15 protein-coding genes are annotated in these 15,747 nt (G+C 47.1%); 6 read left to right on the top strand and 9 right to left on the bottom strand.

Going from position 1 to position 15,747, the window contains the following annotated elements; all coding sequences use genetic code 11:
• The first annotated feature begins 467 nt into the window (after nt 1-467).
• The gene (glmS, locus tag F4V51_RS25280) at nt 468-2,300 is read left to right on the top strand and encodes a glutamine--fructose-6-phosphate transaminase (isomerizing) (RefSeq protein ID WP_153980046.1); all 1,833 of its coding nucleotides are present in this window, start codon (nt 468-470) and stop codon (nt 2,298-2,300) included.
• Between the two features lie 200 nt (nt 2,301-2,500).
• Nucleotides 2,501-3,016 carry a cysteine hydrolase family protein gene (locus F4V51_RS25275; RefSeq protein WP_153980867.1) on the top strand — a complete coding sequence of 172 codons (516 nt, stop codon included), beginning with the start codon at nt 2,501-2,503 and terminating at the stop codon, nt 3,014-3,016.
• A 322-nt stretch (nt 3,017-3,338) separates the two neighbouring features.
• On the opposite strand, the gene F4V51_RS25270 is transcribed toward F4V51_RS25275, so the two are convergent.
• Nucleotides 3,339-3,989, bottom strand: a complete 651-nt coding sequence (locus F4V51_RS25270) for a nitroreductase family protein (RefSeq protein WP_153980045.1) — start codon at nt 3,987-3,989, stop codon at nt 3,339-3,341.
• A 120-nt stretch (nt 3,990-4,109) separates the two neighbouring features.
• Between F4V51_RS25270 and F4V51_RS25265 the strand changes: the two genes are divergently transcribed.
• Entirely contained in the window at nt 4,110-4,475 is a 366-nt protein-coding gene (locus tag F4V51_RS25265; RefSeq protein ID WP_153980044.1) for a MerR family transcriptional regulator, read from the top strand.
• Between the two features lie 11 nt (nt 4,476-4,486).
• Here F4V51_RS25265 and F4V51_RS25260 read toward each other — a convergent pair whose 3' ends face one another.
• Nucleotides 4,487-5,464, bottom strand: a complete 978-nt coding sequence (locus tag F4V51_RS25260; protein WP_153980866.1) for a helix-turn-helix transcriptional regulator — start codon at nt 5,462-5,464, stop codon at nt 4,487-4,489.
• A gap of 92 nt (nt 5,465-5,556) precedes the next feature.
• On the opposite strand from F4V51_RS25260, the gene F4V51_RS25255 reads away from it, so the two are divergent.
• The gene (locus F4V51_RS25255; RefSeq protein ID WP_153980043.1) at nt 5,557-6,000 is read left to right on the top strand and encodes a VOC family protein; all 444 of its coding nucleotides are present in this window, start codon (nt 5,557-5,559) and stop codon (nt 5,998-6,000) included.
• 184 nt (nt 6,001-6,184) lie between these two features.
• On the opposite strand, the gene F4V51_RS25250 is transcribed toward F4V51_RS25255, so the two are convergent.
• Nucleotides 6,185-6,664: a DMT family transporter gene (locus F4V51_RS25250; RefSeq protein ID WP_227779966.1), complete on the bottom strand. Its 480-nt coding sequence runs from the start codon at nt 6,662-6,664 to the stop codon at nt 6,185-6,187.
• An 11-nt stretch (nt 6,665-6,675) separates the two neighbouring features.
• Entirely contained in the window at nt 6,676-7,110 is a 435-nt protein-coding gene (locus F4V51_RS25245) for a DMT family transporter (protein ID WP_227779964.1), read from the bottom strand.
• Between the two features lie 185 nt (nt 7,111-7,295).
• Here F4V51_RS25245 and F4V51_RS25240 point away from each other — a divergent pair, with 185 nt between their 5' ends.
• Both F4V51_RS25240 and F4V51_RS25235 read left to right on the top strand, forming a co-directional pair.
• Complete coding sequence (locus F4V51_RS25240) at nt 7,296-8,135, top strand: helix-turn-helix domain-containing protein (protein WP_153980042.1); 840 nt, start codon at nt 7,296-7,298, stop codon at nt 8,133-8,135.
• A gap of 138 nt (nt 8,136-8,273) precedes the next feature.
• On the top strand, nt 8,274-8,867 hold the full coding sequence (locus tag F4V51_RS25235; RefSeq protein ID WP_153980041.1) for a TetR/AcrR family transcriptional regulator: 594 nt from the start codon (nt 8,274-8,276) through the stop codon (nt 8,865-8,867).
• 136 nt (nt 8,868-9,003) lie between these two features.
• On the opposite strand, the gene F4V51_RS25230 is transcribed toward F4V51_RS25235, so the two are convergent.
• The 5 genes from F4V51_RS25230 to F4V51_RS25210 form a co-directional block, all read right to left on the bottom strand.
• Complete coding sequence (locus F4V51_RS25230) at nt 9,004-10,947, bottom strand: NAD(P)/FAD-dependent oxidoreductase (RefSeq protein WP_153980040.1); 1,944 nt, start codon at nt 10,945-10,947, stop codon at nt 9,004-9,006.
• A 311-nt stretch (nt 10,948-11,258) separates the two neighbouring features.
• A complete protein-coding gene (locus F4V51_RS25225; protein ID WP_153980039.1) occupies nt 11,259-12,038 on the bottom strand; it encodes a PHP domain-containing protein in 780 nt (259 codons plus the stop codon).
• A gap of 43 nt (nt 12,039-12,081) precedes the next feature.
• Entirely contained in the window at nt 12,082-12,909 is an 828-nt protein-coding gene (locus F4V51_RS25220) for an energy-coupling factor transporter transmembrane component T family protein (RefSeq protein WP_153980038.1), read from the bottom strand.
• Nucleotides 12,884-14,755 carry an ABC transporter ATP-binding protein gene (locus tag F4V51_RS25215; protein WP_153980037.1) on the bottom strand — a complete coding sequence of 624 codons (1,872 nt, stop codon included), beginning with the start codon at nt 14,753-14,755 and terminating at the stop codon, nt 12,884-12,886. Before F4V51_RS25215 ends, F4V51_RS25220 begins: the two co-directional genes overlap by 26 nt.
• Nucleotides 14,748-15,635 carry a DUF8171 family membrane protein gene (locus tag F4V51_RS25210; RefSeq protein ID WP_153980036.1) on the bottom strand — a complete coding sequence of 296 codons (888 nt, stop codon included), beginning with the start codon at nt 15,633-15,635 and terminating at the stop codon, nt 14,748-14,750. The genes F4V51_RS25215 and F4V51_RS25210 overlap by 8 nt, the downstream gene beginning before the upstream one ends.
• Between the last annotated feature and the right edge of the window lie 112 nt (nt 15,636-15,747).

Here is a 15,747-nt window from a genome sequence, read left to right as displayed (position 1 = left end):
CGCCAGAGCTTGAAGTTGCGCGGGAAGGATTCTGAAGCGGTACGGATCTTGAAACTCAAGATTCACTGATCAGGATCGACGGCAATCAAGCTGACGAGGTGGAGGTGTTCGGATTGTTCGGCGGGGACCTCCCGGTGATGCACTATAGCCGTAAACCGAATTGCGGAAAATGGATGGGTGACTGTCCACACAACGCGCCGGTAGGTGCAGGAGTAAACTAAAATTCAAATGAATGTGCGCAAAGAGCAAAATAGGTGCGCGGACGGAAAAATGATGTACATTCATGATTGCATTCATAACATCTTATGATGACTGAAGAGCGGCAAGAGGCCGGTCTGATCATTGATAATTGAATAGGTAACAGGTATTCATGATACATTTAGGCAATCATTCATTTTTTCGATATGCCGCGACAGCCTGTTTCTCTTCGTGACACAGTATTCATATACAAACGGAGGAACTAAACTATGTGCGGTATTGTTGGATATATTGGTAATAAGAACACTCAATCGGTATTGGTCGAAGGATTGAAAAAGCTCGAGTATCGTGGTTATGATTCTGCAGGTATCGCAGTATTCACACCGGAAGGTCTGCAAATCACGAAAGCTCTTGGTCGTCTTGCGAACCTTGAAGCCAAGCTGGATGGTGCACCACTGGTAGGTAATGCCGGAATCGGACACACACGTTGGGCAACTCATGGTAAACCATCGGATGAGAACTCCCATCCTCACACGGATGGAAGCCAGAAGTTCTCTGTTGTTCACAACGGTATCATCGAGAACTATCTCGAACTGAAGGATGAACTGATCTCTCAAGGTCATACGTTCACTTCCGAGACAGATACTGAAGTTATCTCTCACCTGATTGCACGTGAATACAATGGTGATATCGTTAAAACAGTGCAAAAAGTGACCACATTGTTGCGTGGTGCATTCGCACTGGGTGTATTGACAGAGCATGAGCCGGAGAAACTCGTAGCTGTGCGTCAAGCAAGCCCATTGATTATTGGTATTGGTGAAGGCGAGAACTTCATTGGTTCCGACATCCCGGCAATTCTGGAACATACACGTAACGTGTACATTCTGAATGATGGTGAAATGGCTGTTTTGACACATGATGCTGTCGAATTGATGACGATTGAAGGCAACTTTATTTCTCGGGAAATGATTCGTGTCGATTGGGATGCTGTAACTGCAGAAAAAGGCGGATTCGAGCACTTCATGTTGAAAGAAATTCATGAGCAACCAAAAGCATACCGTGATACCATGCTGGGTCGCATCGACAATGAAAGCAAAAAGGTTCAACTTCCTGAGTTGAAAATGACTGAAGAACAAATCAAAAATATTCGTAACGTTCAAATCATTGCATGTGGTACTGCGTACCATGCAGGTCTCGTTGGACGTACAGTAATTGAGCAATTGGTACGTATTCCGGTTGAAACGGATGTTGCTTCCGAGTACCGCTATCGTTCCCCAATCGTGGGCAAAGATACACTCGTTATCGTGGTAAGCCAATCTGGTGAAACTGCGGATACGCTTGCTGCACTGCGCGAAGCACAATCCAATGGTGCACATGTACTGGCAATCACGAACGTAGTGGGCAGCTCCATTGCACGTGATGCAGATGATGTGATTGCAACACTGGCAGGACCGGAAATCGCGGTTGCTTCCACCAAAGCATATACATCACAGTTGATCGCATTTAACTTGCTTGGTCTGTACCTTGCACAAGTGCGTGGTACACAAACAGCAGAAGAGATTGCACATACCCTGGCAGCAATGCAGGCATTGCCAGAGCAAGTGGAGTCCATGCTGGAGCAAGCGGATGCGATCAAAGGATACGCAGAGCAAATCTCCAAACATCAACATCTCTTCTTCATTGGCCGTGGTCTCGATTATGCGGTAGCTCAAGAAGGATCGTTGAAACTGAAAGAGATCTCTTACATCCACTCTGAGGCATATGCTGCAGGTGAGTTGAAACACGGTACACTGGCATTGATCGAAGACGGTATTCCTGTTATTGCCTTGGCAACACAAGAGAACGTACTCGAGAAAACAGTGAGCAACATCAAGGAAGTAAAAGCACGTGGCGCGGATGTACTGGCAATTACGTACGAAGAGCACGTAGCAAGCTTGCTGAAATCCGTAGACCAAGCGTTTGCGATTCCTAAGACACTACCACTGCTCAGCCCGGCGTTGTCCGTAGTTGCATTGCAATTGCTGGCATACTACGCTTCCCTGGCACTGGGTCACGATGTGGATAAACCACGTAACCTGGCGAAAAGCGTAACGGTTGAGTAAGAGGTAAATCGTTCGTTTCGATAATGGATAAGAGTAGTGAATGGTATTCATGAAATCCTAATATAATATAATCGTTAGTAAAAAAGATGATATGACTTGGTCATATCATCTTTTTTTGTTATCCAGTATACTGAACATAAGTTTTTTCATCATCTGAACAAATTTAAATAAACATATTCCAAGATGAAAGAGGTAAAATGATGGCGACTTGTGCAGATGTGTTGATTGTGATCGATCTACAAAATGGCGTATGTTACAGTGGTGAGAATCATTTATATGAGTTGCCGAATTTACTCGATAGAGTCAATCGGAGAATTGCTATGTATAGAGAATTAGATAAACCCATCATTTTTGTCCAGCACGGTGATGAAGAATTAGTGCCTGGAGAGGAACCATGGGCTATTCATTCCGATCTGGATGTTCAAGAGCAAGACGTTTTTGTGCGGAAAATACATGCGAATTCATTTTATAACACAAACCTGAAAAGCCTCCTGGACCAATTCTCTGTAAAGCGTATTGAGTTTTGTGGTGCCCAGACAGAGTATTGTATGGATGCTACGATTAAATTTGCTCATGGGCTGGGATACGAAAACTACATGACACGTAATGCAACCTCTACTTTAGATAATCAATGGATGTCTGCAAAAGAGACCATTTCCTTTTATGAACACATATGGGGGGATCGATTTTTGAATTGGATAGATGATGAGTCTTAGAAGTTGGATAGATGGAGAACCGTTGAACACCCTGTATATAATCAATACATGAGCATTGATTAGCTGAGTGTAAATATATGTAAAAGTTAATAACAATACTCTAAGTAATTGTAATGTAGTAAAGGGTCCTGATGGCATTAAATACTGTCATAGGACCCTTTTTGCATCCAACAATAAGGTGTTTTTCTCTGTATGAATATCATTACAACTGTTTATATCTTTGAGGTTTGGCAGGTTAGTTAAAGCTCCTAATATAACTTTGAGACAAACGTACTACTTATATGGAGGCTATCCTCCTGTCATTCTTGTGAACAGCTTCTGATTATGCCCACGTGGTAATCGTATCAACCGGGAGGCGGTAGGAAGGATGCCCATCTTTGACAGCTTTGCCTATGGAAATCAGCATCACGGGTTGGAAACGTTCTTTGTCCAGGCCAAAGACTTCGGCAATTCGGTCTTTATCATAACCGGCCATGGGATTGGTATCATATCCGTGGGCACGGGCAACGAGCATGAGCTGCATACTAATAAGGCCTGAGTCAATGAGATTCATGTCACGCAGCTCGGATGGACTCATACTTGCATAATAAGGCTTGGCCTGCTGCATCTGCATTTCCTTGATGTCCTGCGGCATGTATCCCAATTCCACTGATTTACTGAAAATCTCGTCCATATACGCTATGTTCTCGGCATCGTAAAATACAGCAATAACTGCTGATGAGGTAAGAGCCTGTGTTTGGTTGAAAGAGGCTAGTGGGGCAAGCTTCTCTTTTCCTTCAGCACTGTCAATAACAAGGAAACGCCAGGGTTGCATGTTAATGGCAGAGGGGGCCCGGGAAGCCTTCGCCAATATCTCACTCATTTCCTCACGGCTGATTTTCACCTCGGGGTTGTAAACTTTAACGGAACGACGTTCCAGGACGATGTTATCAAAATCATTTGTTCTGTTAGATTGGCCAGTAGTTGTATCCATATCGTTATCTCTCCTCGATCATATTTGCGTGATTGGATTTAGGCTTTCATCCGACTCACTATGAGGAGTGTAAACTATGAAGTATACTTTATAGCAAGAGCACGAAGAGGGGCGATCCATATGAAAATTAGTGAAGTAGCTAAACGAGTAAACCTTCCTATATCAACGATCCGTTACTATGAAAAGATGGGGATTATCACGGATGAGTATGTTCTGAGAGACCAGAATAACTACCGGGTATATGATTCAGGCATCGTGCAGCATCTGGATGTGGTGAAGCAAAGCTTGGCTGTTGGCTTTACGATTCAGGATATTCAATCCATGATCTCCAAAGCCGGATTTTCACGAAATGAACAGAGAAGCATTCTTCAGGATAAGATATCCGAAATTGAAGAAATACAGAAGAAGCTGGAACACGCTAAACAAAATCTGTACGACATCCTTGAGGAGGATATTACCTGTGAGGATGGATTCGGAAAGTATTAGATCACTTCAAATCAAACATGCTCCAGTAAATCCATATAATATTGTCTCAGTGCTTGCTTCAAGCTGGCTGGCTTCATGATCTGAATGGATTTGCCATAGCCCGCAAGATAACGAATGATAAATTCAAGCTCATGAGGTTCATATGAACCAACAAGATAGGTCTGTTCCGCATACACTTCGAGTTTCATGGATGGGAAGTGTTCCTGCTGAAATAGCTCCATTCCCGCTTCATTGATGCGGCATTGAAAGGGGATGGCTTGTTCGGATGGCTTCCAGAGCGAGTGGGCATCCTGGAGCGAAAGCTCCTTGATATGATCCAGGGGCTCGATATCCGTTAGTTGGGGTGATGATATTCGGTCACATCGGAATACGCGGTAGGCTTGCTTATGCAGGTCATATGCCTGGCAATACCAATAGCCTCTCATCGCATATAGGGCGATGGGCTGGATGGTACGGACATTGGAGCTGGTTACGTTTGAAGACGAGCTCTTGGTATGTCTGCTCGTGCGAACATTTTGATAAACAATCTGTATCACTGTATTCTGTACGGCGGACATCAATAGAAACTCCAGGTTCTCACTATCCTTAATTTGCTCCGTATGTTTGAACGAAACCCGATGCTGTATGTTCTGGATTTCCAGACGCTGCTTATCGGATAAGGCGTTTATGAATTTCTCATGAATCGAACGGAAGGTAGCCTGAAAGGGCAGGTTAGAGAAACTCCGAAGGGCCTGCATGGCAAAATAAAGGGCATGAAGCTCTCCCGTATTAAACGATATGGGGGGCAGCTGCATCTGTTGAAGCAGACGATAACCACCGTACCTCCCGTACTCGGCATAGATGGGTGCACCGAGTTCTTCGAGTGAGGCGATATCTCTGATCGCGGTTCGCTTGGAGATCTGAAACTCCTGCATGAGATCCTGCAGGGTAAACTGCTGTTTTTGATTGATATAGCGCAGCATCTGGTTCATGCGTTCTGATTTTTTCATCGTAAAAAAACCTTTCAATGGTGCCATGTGTTGGCACCTTTTGTTGTTATGATGATAAGTGTAATCCAATCGAACCAAGGAGGCAAACGATAATGAATTTTGAAGTGATCCCATTTTTGTCGATGAACGGGGATGCGGCAGCAGCCATCGCATTTTACGAGAAGGTTCTGGGGGCCAAAGTGCTTTTTAAGAAAAGTTATAAAGAGATGAAGGAAATGAACCCGGGCTTCGAATACCCTGCAGGCCAAGATGAGTATATTACACATTCGGTGCTGGAGATTGGGGTAAACAAGATCATGATTGCAGAGGAGGCAATGGATCCGGAAAGACCGTGGCAGCTCGGAAACAGTACTTCGCTATGTATTCAGTCCAAGGATAAAACTACGATGGATCAGCTGTATACCTCTCTTGTGCAACATGAGGACGTGAAAGTGCTCGTACCTTACGAACAAAATGAATTTAGTCCAGGTTATGGGATTGTGCGTGATCCGTTCGGAATTGCGATTCAGCTCTGTGTGACGGTGCACGATTTCTAACATAAATCAAGGACGGGGGCTGCTCGCCCGGTACAATAGAATATCATCAAAAGCAACAAAAAAAGAAGATCCACTGGTAACCATGCCAGTGCGCTCTTCTTTCTTTGTTTTCCCGTATAGGGATGTTCCCACAATCTAAAGATGCCTGATCATCGAGGAATACAGGAGCCTGTCCTTCTTTTACTCATTTCCTTTGTAACTGTGACGCTTGAGCTTCATCATTTTTTTCACTGAAAATCAAAGCCAGTGCAGCGAGCATCAAAACGAGGGAGACAGCCCGCTGCCAGGAAAACTCAATGAGCTCACTGCCGAACAGTCCCGTTGCATCGATAATAAAACCGGCAACAATCTGACCTACGATTGCCGTAAGATTGGCAGGTGTTACCCCGAGTTTATTCACAGCAAAAGTGGATAGGAACAGATATCCAAAACCCATGAACACCGCAGAGAGCTGCAATTTGGGTGCATGAAGCAGGTCGAGCAGGTGCCCACTGCCAAAAAAGTTAATCAGCACGGCGAGAATCAGTGTACCTGACGCAAAAGTGAAAAATACGGTCTCCAGCAGGCCGATATTACGGCTAATGGTACCATTAATGGACGACTGTGCACTAAGCACTGCTCCACCGATCAAAGTAACGATGACAATCAATAAACCTATGCCCATGGTGATCCTCCTTAGAATAAAGTTAGCGCCAGCGCACCCAGCATCAATACCAAGGCGGCAATGCGTTTGCTCCCAACCGGTTTGCGGTTGCTCCCCAGCCATCCGTAATGATCAATCAGAATGCTGGTTACCATCTGTCCGACAACAATGGCAATCATGGAGATTCCTACGCCCACAATTGGAACACCAATGACCAAGGTCAGCAGGTAGATCACCCCGAGCAAACCACCAAGGAGGTTCCATTTTGGAAACTTGGTGATGGCAGAGAGGTTTCCTTTGCCGAAGAAAATCAACAAAATCAGGGAGATGATCGCACCCATGAAGAAATTATAAAAATCCGCTTCCAGCGTGCCGACTTGTTCCCCAAGTTTGCCATACAGTGCCCCCTCAAAACTTAGAAGAGCTCCTGTCGCAATGGCGATAATATAAAAAATCAGCTTTTTCAATTGATCTCGACTCCTTGAAATGTGATTAATTTGCAGGTGCATGACCCATCATAAGAAATTGGAGAGGCGAAGACAATGAAAGATCTTGCTTTGTTTTTCTGAAAAATTATAGATCTTGCTGTAGCAAACAGGGTATAGTAATACACTTAGAGAGTGACCAAGTATGGATACAGGAGGAGACTTCAATGAACGAGACAAGAAAAGAAGCGTCCTCCCGATTGCTGTACATAGGCAGAGTCAATGGTAATCCCAATTGGAATTTCCCAAGCCACATGCATGAGGATATCACTGAAATTGTCTATGTGTCTGATGGGGAAGGCATTATTAAAATTAACGAACATCCCTATGCGGTGCAAAAAGGCGATCTGTTAATCTACAATCAGGGTGTCATTCATGAGCAATGTACCTCTCCGGTCTGTCCACTCAGCCTTTATTATTGTGGAATAGCCAATATCTATACAGACGGGGCAAGGGGAGAACACATCATTTCCGAAAACGCCTCTCCGTATATCAAAACGGAAGCGTATGCTGACAGAATCGGCGAGCTGCTTGACTTCATGTATGAGGAATCGTCCAATCAACAGGCAGGTTATGAGAAAATCTGTGAAGGATTGCTGGGTGCACTGCTTGCCTTAGTACAGCGGTTGGTTCAACCGAATGATTCACGAAAGCAGGATTCGGATCACCTGGCTGTGCGGATCAAGGAATATCTTGATGAGAACTACCTGCAGCACTTGAAACTGCAGGATATCGCTGCGCATTTTCATATGAACCCTTACTACTTATCCCATGTGTTTAAGCACAAGTATGATGATTCTCCAATCCGTTACATTGTCTATAGAAGAATGGGAGAAGCGAAGTGCCTGCTGACCACGACAGACATGAAGGTGAGTGAGGTTGCACATGTTTTGGGCTATCAGAATGCAAACTATTTCACCATTCTGTTCACCAAGACGATGGGTGAATCGCCTACCCAATACAAGAAAAATGAACGTTCAGAACGCGTCGATCTAACAGAAACGTAAACCTAATGCTATAAGCATAGGGGGAGTGAACACCCTGCTCTACGTCATTAACTCATCATTGTGATGTTATGTATAATTAGAGGAAAGCCTAACGTCAGAGGTGGGCAAGTGTAAATAGTGAGGGGGCAGGGGATTGGATTGCGAAAACAAGGGGTTATCGGGAAAGAGAGCAGACTGCGACTATTGGAGGCTGCCACACAGGAATTCGCGTTAAATGGATTCTATCAGACGAAAATAAGCTCCATCGTTGCGCGTGCAGGGGTAACGCAGCCTGCATTTTATCTTTATTTTGAGAGCAAGGAAGCAGCTTTTGCAGAGCTTATTGATGGTTTTCGAAATGGACTAATCCAGGTTGTTCGGGATAGTCATATCGAGGCAGGGAAGAACAGGGACGATCTCAAGGAAGCCGTCGTGGAATCATTGAGTCAGATCTACCGTTATCTCGGGGAGAATCCGGCGCTGACCCGGATCGGGCTGTATCAGTCCGCAGAGTCGGTGAGAATCAAAGCCGAAATTGCGGGTCTGATGGAGCAAAATTTGATTGCAGAACAACAAGCCGGATATTACAGGCTGGATCTGGATACGGTTTTCTTCGCCGAAGCTTTGGTTGCCATCGTGGAGCGGTTAACACTGATCAAGCTGCTGCCGGGGCACGAAACGCCATCCAAGCTTGCTCGGATCACGCAGGATCTGTTTTTCTACGGAATTTTGGACACGAAGCATCGGGATTAAAATCCTATTCAATGCGCTATGCAGTTGAACCAGGCTTTTGATTTCATTATGGTTTTGCATTTGAATGATAACCTAATATGATAACACTAAGAGCCAGACTCCGAATTATCGAAGTCTGGCTCTATTCGATTTTCGGTTAGACTGCGCTCGCAGCATAAAAACCAGAGCGCACGGCAGTACCTACTTTACCAATTTGCACGCAATCGCCGATAAGGCTGGTTTTGGATTCGAACTTGGCTCGAATCTGCTCTGCTACGGTTGTATTTTTTCTCATACCAAAAGCATTAATCATCGTATCTGCCTCAATAAACACCTTGGTACCCGCCGAATTCTCCGCATATAAACCATTGGCTTCAAAGGAAAGGACTTTGTGCCCTCCGAGTATGGTCACCCCGTGACTTTCTAGCATGGGCATCAGAGCTGCCCGATTAATGTACATCACATCCTGTCCCGCTTCCGGACGCATCTCCACAATGGTCACTCTTTTACCTTCCATAGCCAGCTCAAGTCCCAGGTCACATCCTGTTAAACCGCCACCCGTGATGACGATCTGTTCGCCGCGAACAAGTTCCTTCTGCAGATGCGCCTCAATTGCCCCAATGACATGCTCACTATGAATACCGGGGATTGGGGGGATGAGAGGTACAGCCCCTGCCCCAATGAAAATGTGATCGGCCGATTGGAGCGCTGGATCATCCGGTGTGATCTCATGGTTCAGATGAATATGCACGTGAAGCTGCTCTAGCTGCCGTTCATACCAGCCAATCAAGGCACGCAGCTGACCTTTGAATTCAGGCGTAGCCGCACTGGTTACCTGTCCGCCAATCGCTGCCTCTTTCTCATACAAAGTAACCTCATGACCTTTGAGTGCAGCTACACGGGCTGCTTCTAGACCGGATGGACCGCCGCCTACAACGATAATTTTCTTCGGTGTCTTCGCAGGCTCGATGGTAAATCGCTTTTCATTCGCGGCCTGGATATTAACCGCACAGCTGATTTTGGTGTTGCGCTCAATAATGCGACCAATGCACTCCTCGTTACAACGAATACATGGACGGATATCTTCGCGCATATTGTTGCGCAGCTTGTTCGGAAGCTCGGCATCGGCAATGAGCGCGCGGCCGAACATGACAAAATCGGCATCGCCGGAGGCTATTAACCGTACTGCACTTTCAGGAGTATGGCTGCCCGAGTTCAGGATGGGAATGTTCACTGCTTGCCGGGCAGGTGCACACATGTAGTCCATACAGGCATCACCCAGATAGGCTGGCGGGAAAATGTAATCGATTCTCTCGTAGGAACCTGCATCGATATCTATGGCGTCCACGCCAGCACGTTCCAGAATCTGAAGCATCTCCAGACTATCCTCAACTGTACGGCCGCCTTCAAAGCGATGATCCAGCGCGCTTCGGAACAGGATAGGCATGTTAGGACCTACGGCCTTGCGAATCGCCTGAACAATCTCAACTGCAAATCGCATGCGCTTCTCGGTACTGCCTCCATATTCATCTTCACGTTTGTTCCAAATAGGGGACATGAACTGATCTATCAGATAACCGGCATGGGCATGAATCTCGATCCCATCGAATCCTGCCCGTTTCAGCCTGGCAGCCGAATCGGTAAATTGATCCATGATCGTCTGAATTTCCTCCACGGTGAGTGGATGACATAGAACCTCCGGATTATAGATCGCAGGGATGGCCGAGGCGGATACCGGGGGCTTGCCTGAACGATCTGGCAGTGCATTACGCCCGGTCCCGCAGCTTAACTGAGCGATAATCCGGGTACCGTAACGCTGCACTGCATCCACAAGATCGGTAAGCATTGGCACGACATAATCTTTTTCAACGATGCCTTCGAGTACACCCTGTGCCAAATCTTCGGTCAGAAATTGTGCACCTAAGATGATCATGCCTGCGCCACCTTTGGCACGTTCTTCATAGTAATCAATCTCTTCGAGTGAGATTCGGCCATCGGGACCGGCAGAGTTGGTCCCCATAGGGGACATGACGATTCGATTTTTCACGTCCATACTTCCGATGTGGAAGGGGGTGAACAGCTTTTCATAAGAATGACTCATGTGGATATACCTCCTGTTGTTCTGGCTCGTGGACTTAATCAATAAATGAATTCTAGAAATTTCGATTTCGCTAAGATAGGTTACTGGTGAGTAATATAATGAATAAGCTCATGGTAATACTTTTGCATGATATTAAAAGTGAAAAAAATCACAAACATAACCATTGTCTATGAAAGTGCCAACCTGTCAGTGATGCTTATCGTAATAATCGTAGCTGAATTAGAGGGACGAGGGCAGATGGTCTCAAGTGACGGTGGATAAAAAAGGCCTGCAGGAATGTTACCTGCAGGCCCAATGTATGATCCAAGCAATTAAACCTCCTGCAAGCTGGCGGCTTCGAGCTTGGCAAGACGTTTCATGACTTTCTTCAGCATCACGGAGGCTTTAACACGAAGGGGAAGATCAGGAGAGACTTCAATGGTGTAGTGCCCGGCAGCGATCAGCTCTTTCAGTTCGGCAACAGAGGCACAAGGGCGGTCCAATACATTAAACACACTGCCATATTGCAGACATTGGTGCGTATCACTTCCGGCCGTTACGGGTTTACCCAGAGATTGGGCGAATGTTTCAACCTGACTGCGGCAGGTATGGATACCGGTTTTGTACATATCTTTGGCGTTCAGGTCGAAGGCATCCAGACGTCCAAGCAGACCTGGGTCAAGCTCATACAGAGGGGTCGATTCCCGGAAAGGATGTGCACCAATTTTGAACAGGGGCCAGGCTTCGGCCAGATTCAGCAGGTTGGCAAAGGGGATAAATGACCCCTTGGCTGTATAATTTTCCAGCCCGGCACGAACGGCAAGGATATGTTCCTTTTGACCAATGAGCAAAATATGTCCAGTCTCCTGAATGTCCACCTCCATCCCGGGAAAAATGCACAGTCCGTCCGCGTCATAATATTCTCCGTTGTAGGGGTAGAGGCGATCCAGCGTCTCGTAAACATCGTAGAAGTGGCGAGTGTTGAAATGTTCGGTAAGCGCGAGGGCGTCCAGTCCGCTGGCCTTAGCCTCGGTGACCATTTCAGTGAAGTAGTCGACAGAGAAATCAGAGTTTTTGGATAATTTGCCGTGAGTATGAAGATCAATACGCATGAAAAGACACTCCTTTTATTCCATGAATGGTTAAGTATATGAATTACAAAATTACGTAATGTGCGCCCAGCCAGAACAGGAGGACAACATAGATGGCTGACCCGACAAGAAAACCAATATCGCGTGGGGTAACCTTCAGGTGGGCCAGCCTCAGCCGTTTCGAATCCGGATTCTTCATTCCGTAAGAGAAACCACGGGTTTCGAGTGCTTCCACAGTGGTACGGGAACGTTTGGCGGTTGCCAGCATTAACGGGAAGAAGGATACAACAAACAGTTTCATGTAGTAAACAACAAGCCTCCAGTAGAACCAGCCATGGCTGGATGGGACCTGACCTCGCAGTCTGTACGAGAGCATAATGTTGCGGAATTCACCAAACAACACGGGCAAAATGCGGTACGCATACGATAGGCTGAACGAGAATGTCGCAGGCATTCCGATTGCCAGCAAGCCATCCCCGATTCGTTCCGGATCCATACCGGAGAAGACAGTGATGCTTGCCAGGGATACGATCGACAGCTTCAGGGTTAGGAGTAACAATGGAAATGCGGATTCCAGGTTCCCCCCGAAGAACAGCGAGATAATAAACATCCAGCCCACCTGACCGATCAGCCCCAGACATAGAATAATGATGATGAAGGGAGCGGCGCGGGACAGAATGGTCGTGGTGACCATGAGCATAAACATGCCGAGCAGCACCGTACCGTTATGAACGAACCAGGGAACGATGGCAAAGAAGAGATACCAGATGAGCATGATACGCGGATCAATGCGGGACAGACTTGCATGACCGCTGCCATATACGGTATTCATCAACTCCAGCTGAATGCGTTCAATGGATATTTTGTCAAACCAGTTGCGGACAAGCTGCATCAATGTCTTCCTCCTTGGTAAACGAAAGATTCGAATGATTCAAAAGATTCTCCACAAATGTCTCGGGAGTCGGACAGAGTGCGGATAGACCCAACCGATGAGATAGTTCCATCATCTGAGTTAGGGCAAGTCCGGAGCGGCGCAGAAGCGGCTCGTCAGCAAACACCTCGGAAGGTGTCCCATCTGCTTCAACACGTCCGTCATGCAGCACGATGACACGACTGGCCCATCGGGTAACCAGTTGCATATCATGAGTTGCAATCACGGTTGTCCGCACATGCTGATCCAGTTCATCCAATACGCCGATCAGTTCTTCTCGCGTAGCCAGGTCCAGGTTGGCGGTAGGCTCATCAAGCAGCATAAGAGAAGGTTTCATGGCTGCGCCGATCGCAAGGGTAACGCGTCGCTGTTGTCCGCCGCTAAGGAGACGCGCATCCCGCTCCTGTAACGGAGTAAGCCGAAAGCGATCGAGTACATGTGCGATTTGTTCATCGGCTCCCTGGATGCGGCGGCGTCTCAAGAAATAGGAAACCTCTTTGCGCACACTGTCTTCGATGAACATCTCGGCCGATTGTTGAAAAATATAAGCAACTCGGCCAGCCAGCTGTTCCAACGATGAACGATGTGTGATCTCCCCAAGCACGCGGACACTGCCTTCCTGAGGCAGACTGATGCCGGCCATGAGCCGGAGTAGTGAAGACTTGCCTGCCCCATTGTTGCCCACCAGGGCAATCCGTTCTCCTTCATGGAGTGAAAAGTTAACACCACGAATAATCTCATGTTCTTTTTTGCCAAGCCCTCTATATCGCAGACGTGTATCCTTGAATTGAACAACCGGCAGAGAAGCAGCATGTGCATGTTCTTCAGAACGGGATTGTACCGTGCTCTCCGAAGGATGGGACTGTCTGCCCGGATTGGCCAGTAGTGCGGATATCGCAGCAGAGTGCTGTTTATGAAAATAAACCGCGGCTTCCTCCACTGTGACTGGAAAGAGCTGATGATGCAGCTGTTCGGGTTGGGTTGCCTGATCTCGCTTCAATAATGGAACAGCCTGAATGGCTGCACGGGTCACTTCAGGAGGCTGAATGCCCAGACGCTCCAGGTCTGCGATGCGATTCAAACCTTCCTTAACTGGCAGATTCCACAGCACACGTCCTTTGTCCATCAGGACCACATCTGCGCAGAAGTCAGCGATAAATTCGGTATGATGCTCGATGACAATAATGGTCTTGCCGTGATCTGTATTTAACCGAGACAGGCATTCATAGATGAGTCTGGCATGCTGTGGATCGAGCTGGGAGACGGGTTCATCCACGATGAGGATGTCCGGGTCCATGGATAGTGCCCCAGCGAGTGCAAGCAGATGTTTCTGTCCGCCACTCAATTCCCAGATATACCGATTGTGAATGGAGTCCAGTCCGCACATCGTCAGCGCACGTTCACCCAGCTCCTTATAGTTGGCCAGTCCGTAATTCAGTGGAGCGAAGCAAGCTTCATCGAGTACGGTCGGGCGCACCAGCTGATTATCAAAATCCTGATAGACATATCCAATTTTTCTGGACAGGTCGGCAACACTTTGCCCCGCGGCTGAGACTCCCAGTACATGAACTTCACCCGCAAAGTCACCCGTATAGAACTGGGGAATCAGGCCGTTAAACAATTTGCACAACGTTGACTTGCCACATCCGTTGCCTCCGATAATCGCAGTGAAGCTTCCGCGGGAGAGCTCCAGGGAGGCTCCGTTCAGAACAGGTTCTTCCGAACCGGGATAGGTAAACGTAACATCATGAATGGCAATAGCGGTATCGGGTGAAGAAGCAGGGTGGGAAGAGTGTGTATTAGGCATAAGGGCGATTCTCCGTACCTGAAATGCCTTTGTTTTTGCTTCGTTTCACTCGCATGATCCAAACTGTAACGACCGCGATGAATGCAGCAGCACCGATACTGATCCAGATCGAGGCTGAGCCGTATTGATCGGCATAGTCCGTTTCCCATACGGCGAAGTTGATGTCCATTTCGGACAGGGATTCCGCGCCAAAAGCTAGTGCGAGCAGCAGCAGACCGAATAGGAACAGCTTCGGACGGAAGAAACCGACACCTTCATATTTCATGCCAGGATTACGCGGTTTAATGCCAAGCAGTGGTTCAATTTTGCCATAGAGAAGAGGAACAAGGTACAGCGTAGGCAGCAGAGCGAACAGGATACCCGAGAATAATACGTCGTTCAGGAATCCAACGCCTTCAATCAGCACAACACTCTCGGCAAGTCCGGGAACGGCTTCGAGTTCTTCCACGCCAATCCATACTTTGCCGATATCAACCAATGAACTGAGAAATTGATGAATGATGACCCCAGTCATGGCTGCGATGCCTACTTGCCTGCGATTGCGCGGATCACTGACCATACGGCCTGCGACATACATCGCGAAGGAAAAGGTAATGAATTTCTCCAGTTCGCCGAGTCCGCCGAATTGGCCCAGCATCAGCTCACCGAAGATGACTTCACCAAGAGCAGCACCGAGAGCGGCAATCATGGGATGGAACAGGATGCAGAGCGTCAGTGGAATAAAAGCAAAATATTCAACCGACAATTCAATCGGTCCAAGCTGCAGCTTGGGAATGAGCTCTGTAAACATGTTGGACAAGCCGTACAGTGACATGGAAAGCACAAACACCATCATTTTCTGTGAAGACGTCAGCGTATACCGCTCAGTCATCTTCTTCATCGATACATACCTCCCTGAATGTTGTTGATCATAGCCACAGTCTAGGGGCAGAGTATTAACGCAAAAGGAGAGATTTGTAAATCAATTGTAATATTTATTACAGATTCAAAAA

This window comes from Paenibacillus xylanilyticus, assembly GCF_009664365.1.
GTDB classification, from domain to species: Bacteria; Bacillota; Bacilli; order Paenibacillales; family Paenibacillaceae; genus Paenibacillus; species Paenibacillus xylanilyticus_A.
Note: the sequence above shows the minus strand (reverse complement) of the source record. Positions and strands in the feature narration are given on the sequence as shown.

Excerpts from the sequence above, each read along its gene's own strand:
- F4V51_RS25230 (WP_153980040.1), bottom strand. The coding sequence starts at position 10,947 with ATGAGTCATTCTTATGAAAAGCTGTTCACCCCCTTCCACATCGGAAGT.
- F4V51_RS25255 (WP_153980043.1), top strand. The coding sequence starts at position 5,557 with ATGAATTTTGAAGTGATCCCATTTTTGTCGATGAACGGGGATGCGGCA.
- F4V51_RS25220 (WP_153980038.1), bottom strand. The coding sequence starts at position 12,909 with ATGCAGCTTGTCCGCAACTGGTTTGACAAAATATCCATTGAACGCATT.
- F4V51_RS25265 (WP_153980044.1), top strand. The coding sequence starts at position 4,110 with ATGAAAATTAGTGAAGTAGCTAAACGAGTAAACCTTCCTATATCAACG.
- F4V51_RS25260 (WP_153980866.1), bottom strand. The coding sequence starts at position 5,464 with ATGAAAAAATCAGAACGCATGAACCAGATGCTGCGCTATATCAATCAA.
- F4V51_RS25215 (WP_153980037.1), bottom strand. The coding sequence starts at position 14,755 with ATGCCTAATACACACTCTTCCCACCCTGCTTCTTCACCCGATACCGCT.
- F4V51_RS25270 (WP_153980045.1), bottom strand. The coding sequence starts at position 3,989 with ATGGATACAACTACTGGCCAATCTAACAGAACAAATGATTTTGATAAC.
- F4V51_RS25225 (WP_153980039.1), bottom strand. The coding sequence starts at position 12,038 with ATGCGTATTGATCTTCATACTCACGGCAAATTATCCAAAAACTCTGAT.
- F4V51_RS25275 (WP_153980867.1), top strand. The coding sequence starts at position 2,501 with ATGGCGACTTGTGCAGATGTGTTGATTGTGATCGATCTACAAAATGGC.
- F4V51_RS25240 (WP_153980042.1), top strand. The coding sequence starts at position 7,296 with ATGAACGAGACAAGAAAAGAAGCGTCCTCCCGATTGCTGTACATAGGC.
- glmS (WP_153980046.1), top strand. The coding sequence starts at position 468 with ATGTGCGGTATTGTTGGATATATTGGTAATAAGAACACTCAATCGGTA.
- F4V51_RS25250 (WP_227779966.1), bottom strand. The coding sequence starts at position 6,664 with ATGGGCATAGGTTTATTGATTGTCATCGTTACTTTGATCGGTGGAGCA.
- F4V51_RS25210 (WP_153980036.1), bottom strand. The coding sequence starts at position 15,635 with ATGAAGAAGATGACTGAGCGGTATACGCTGACGTCTTCACAGAAAATG.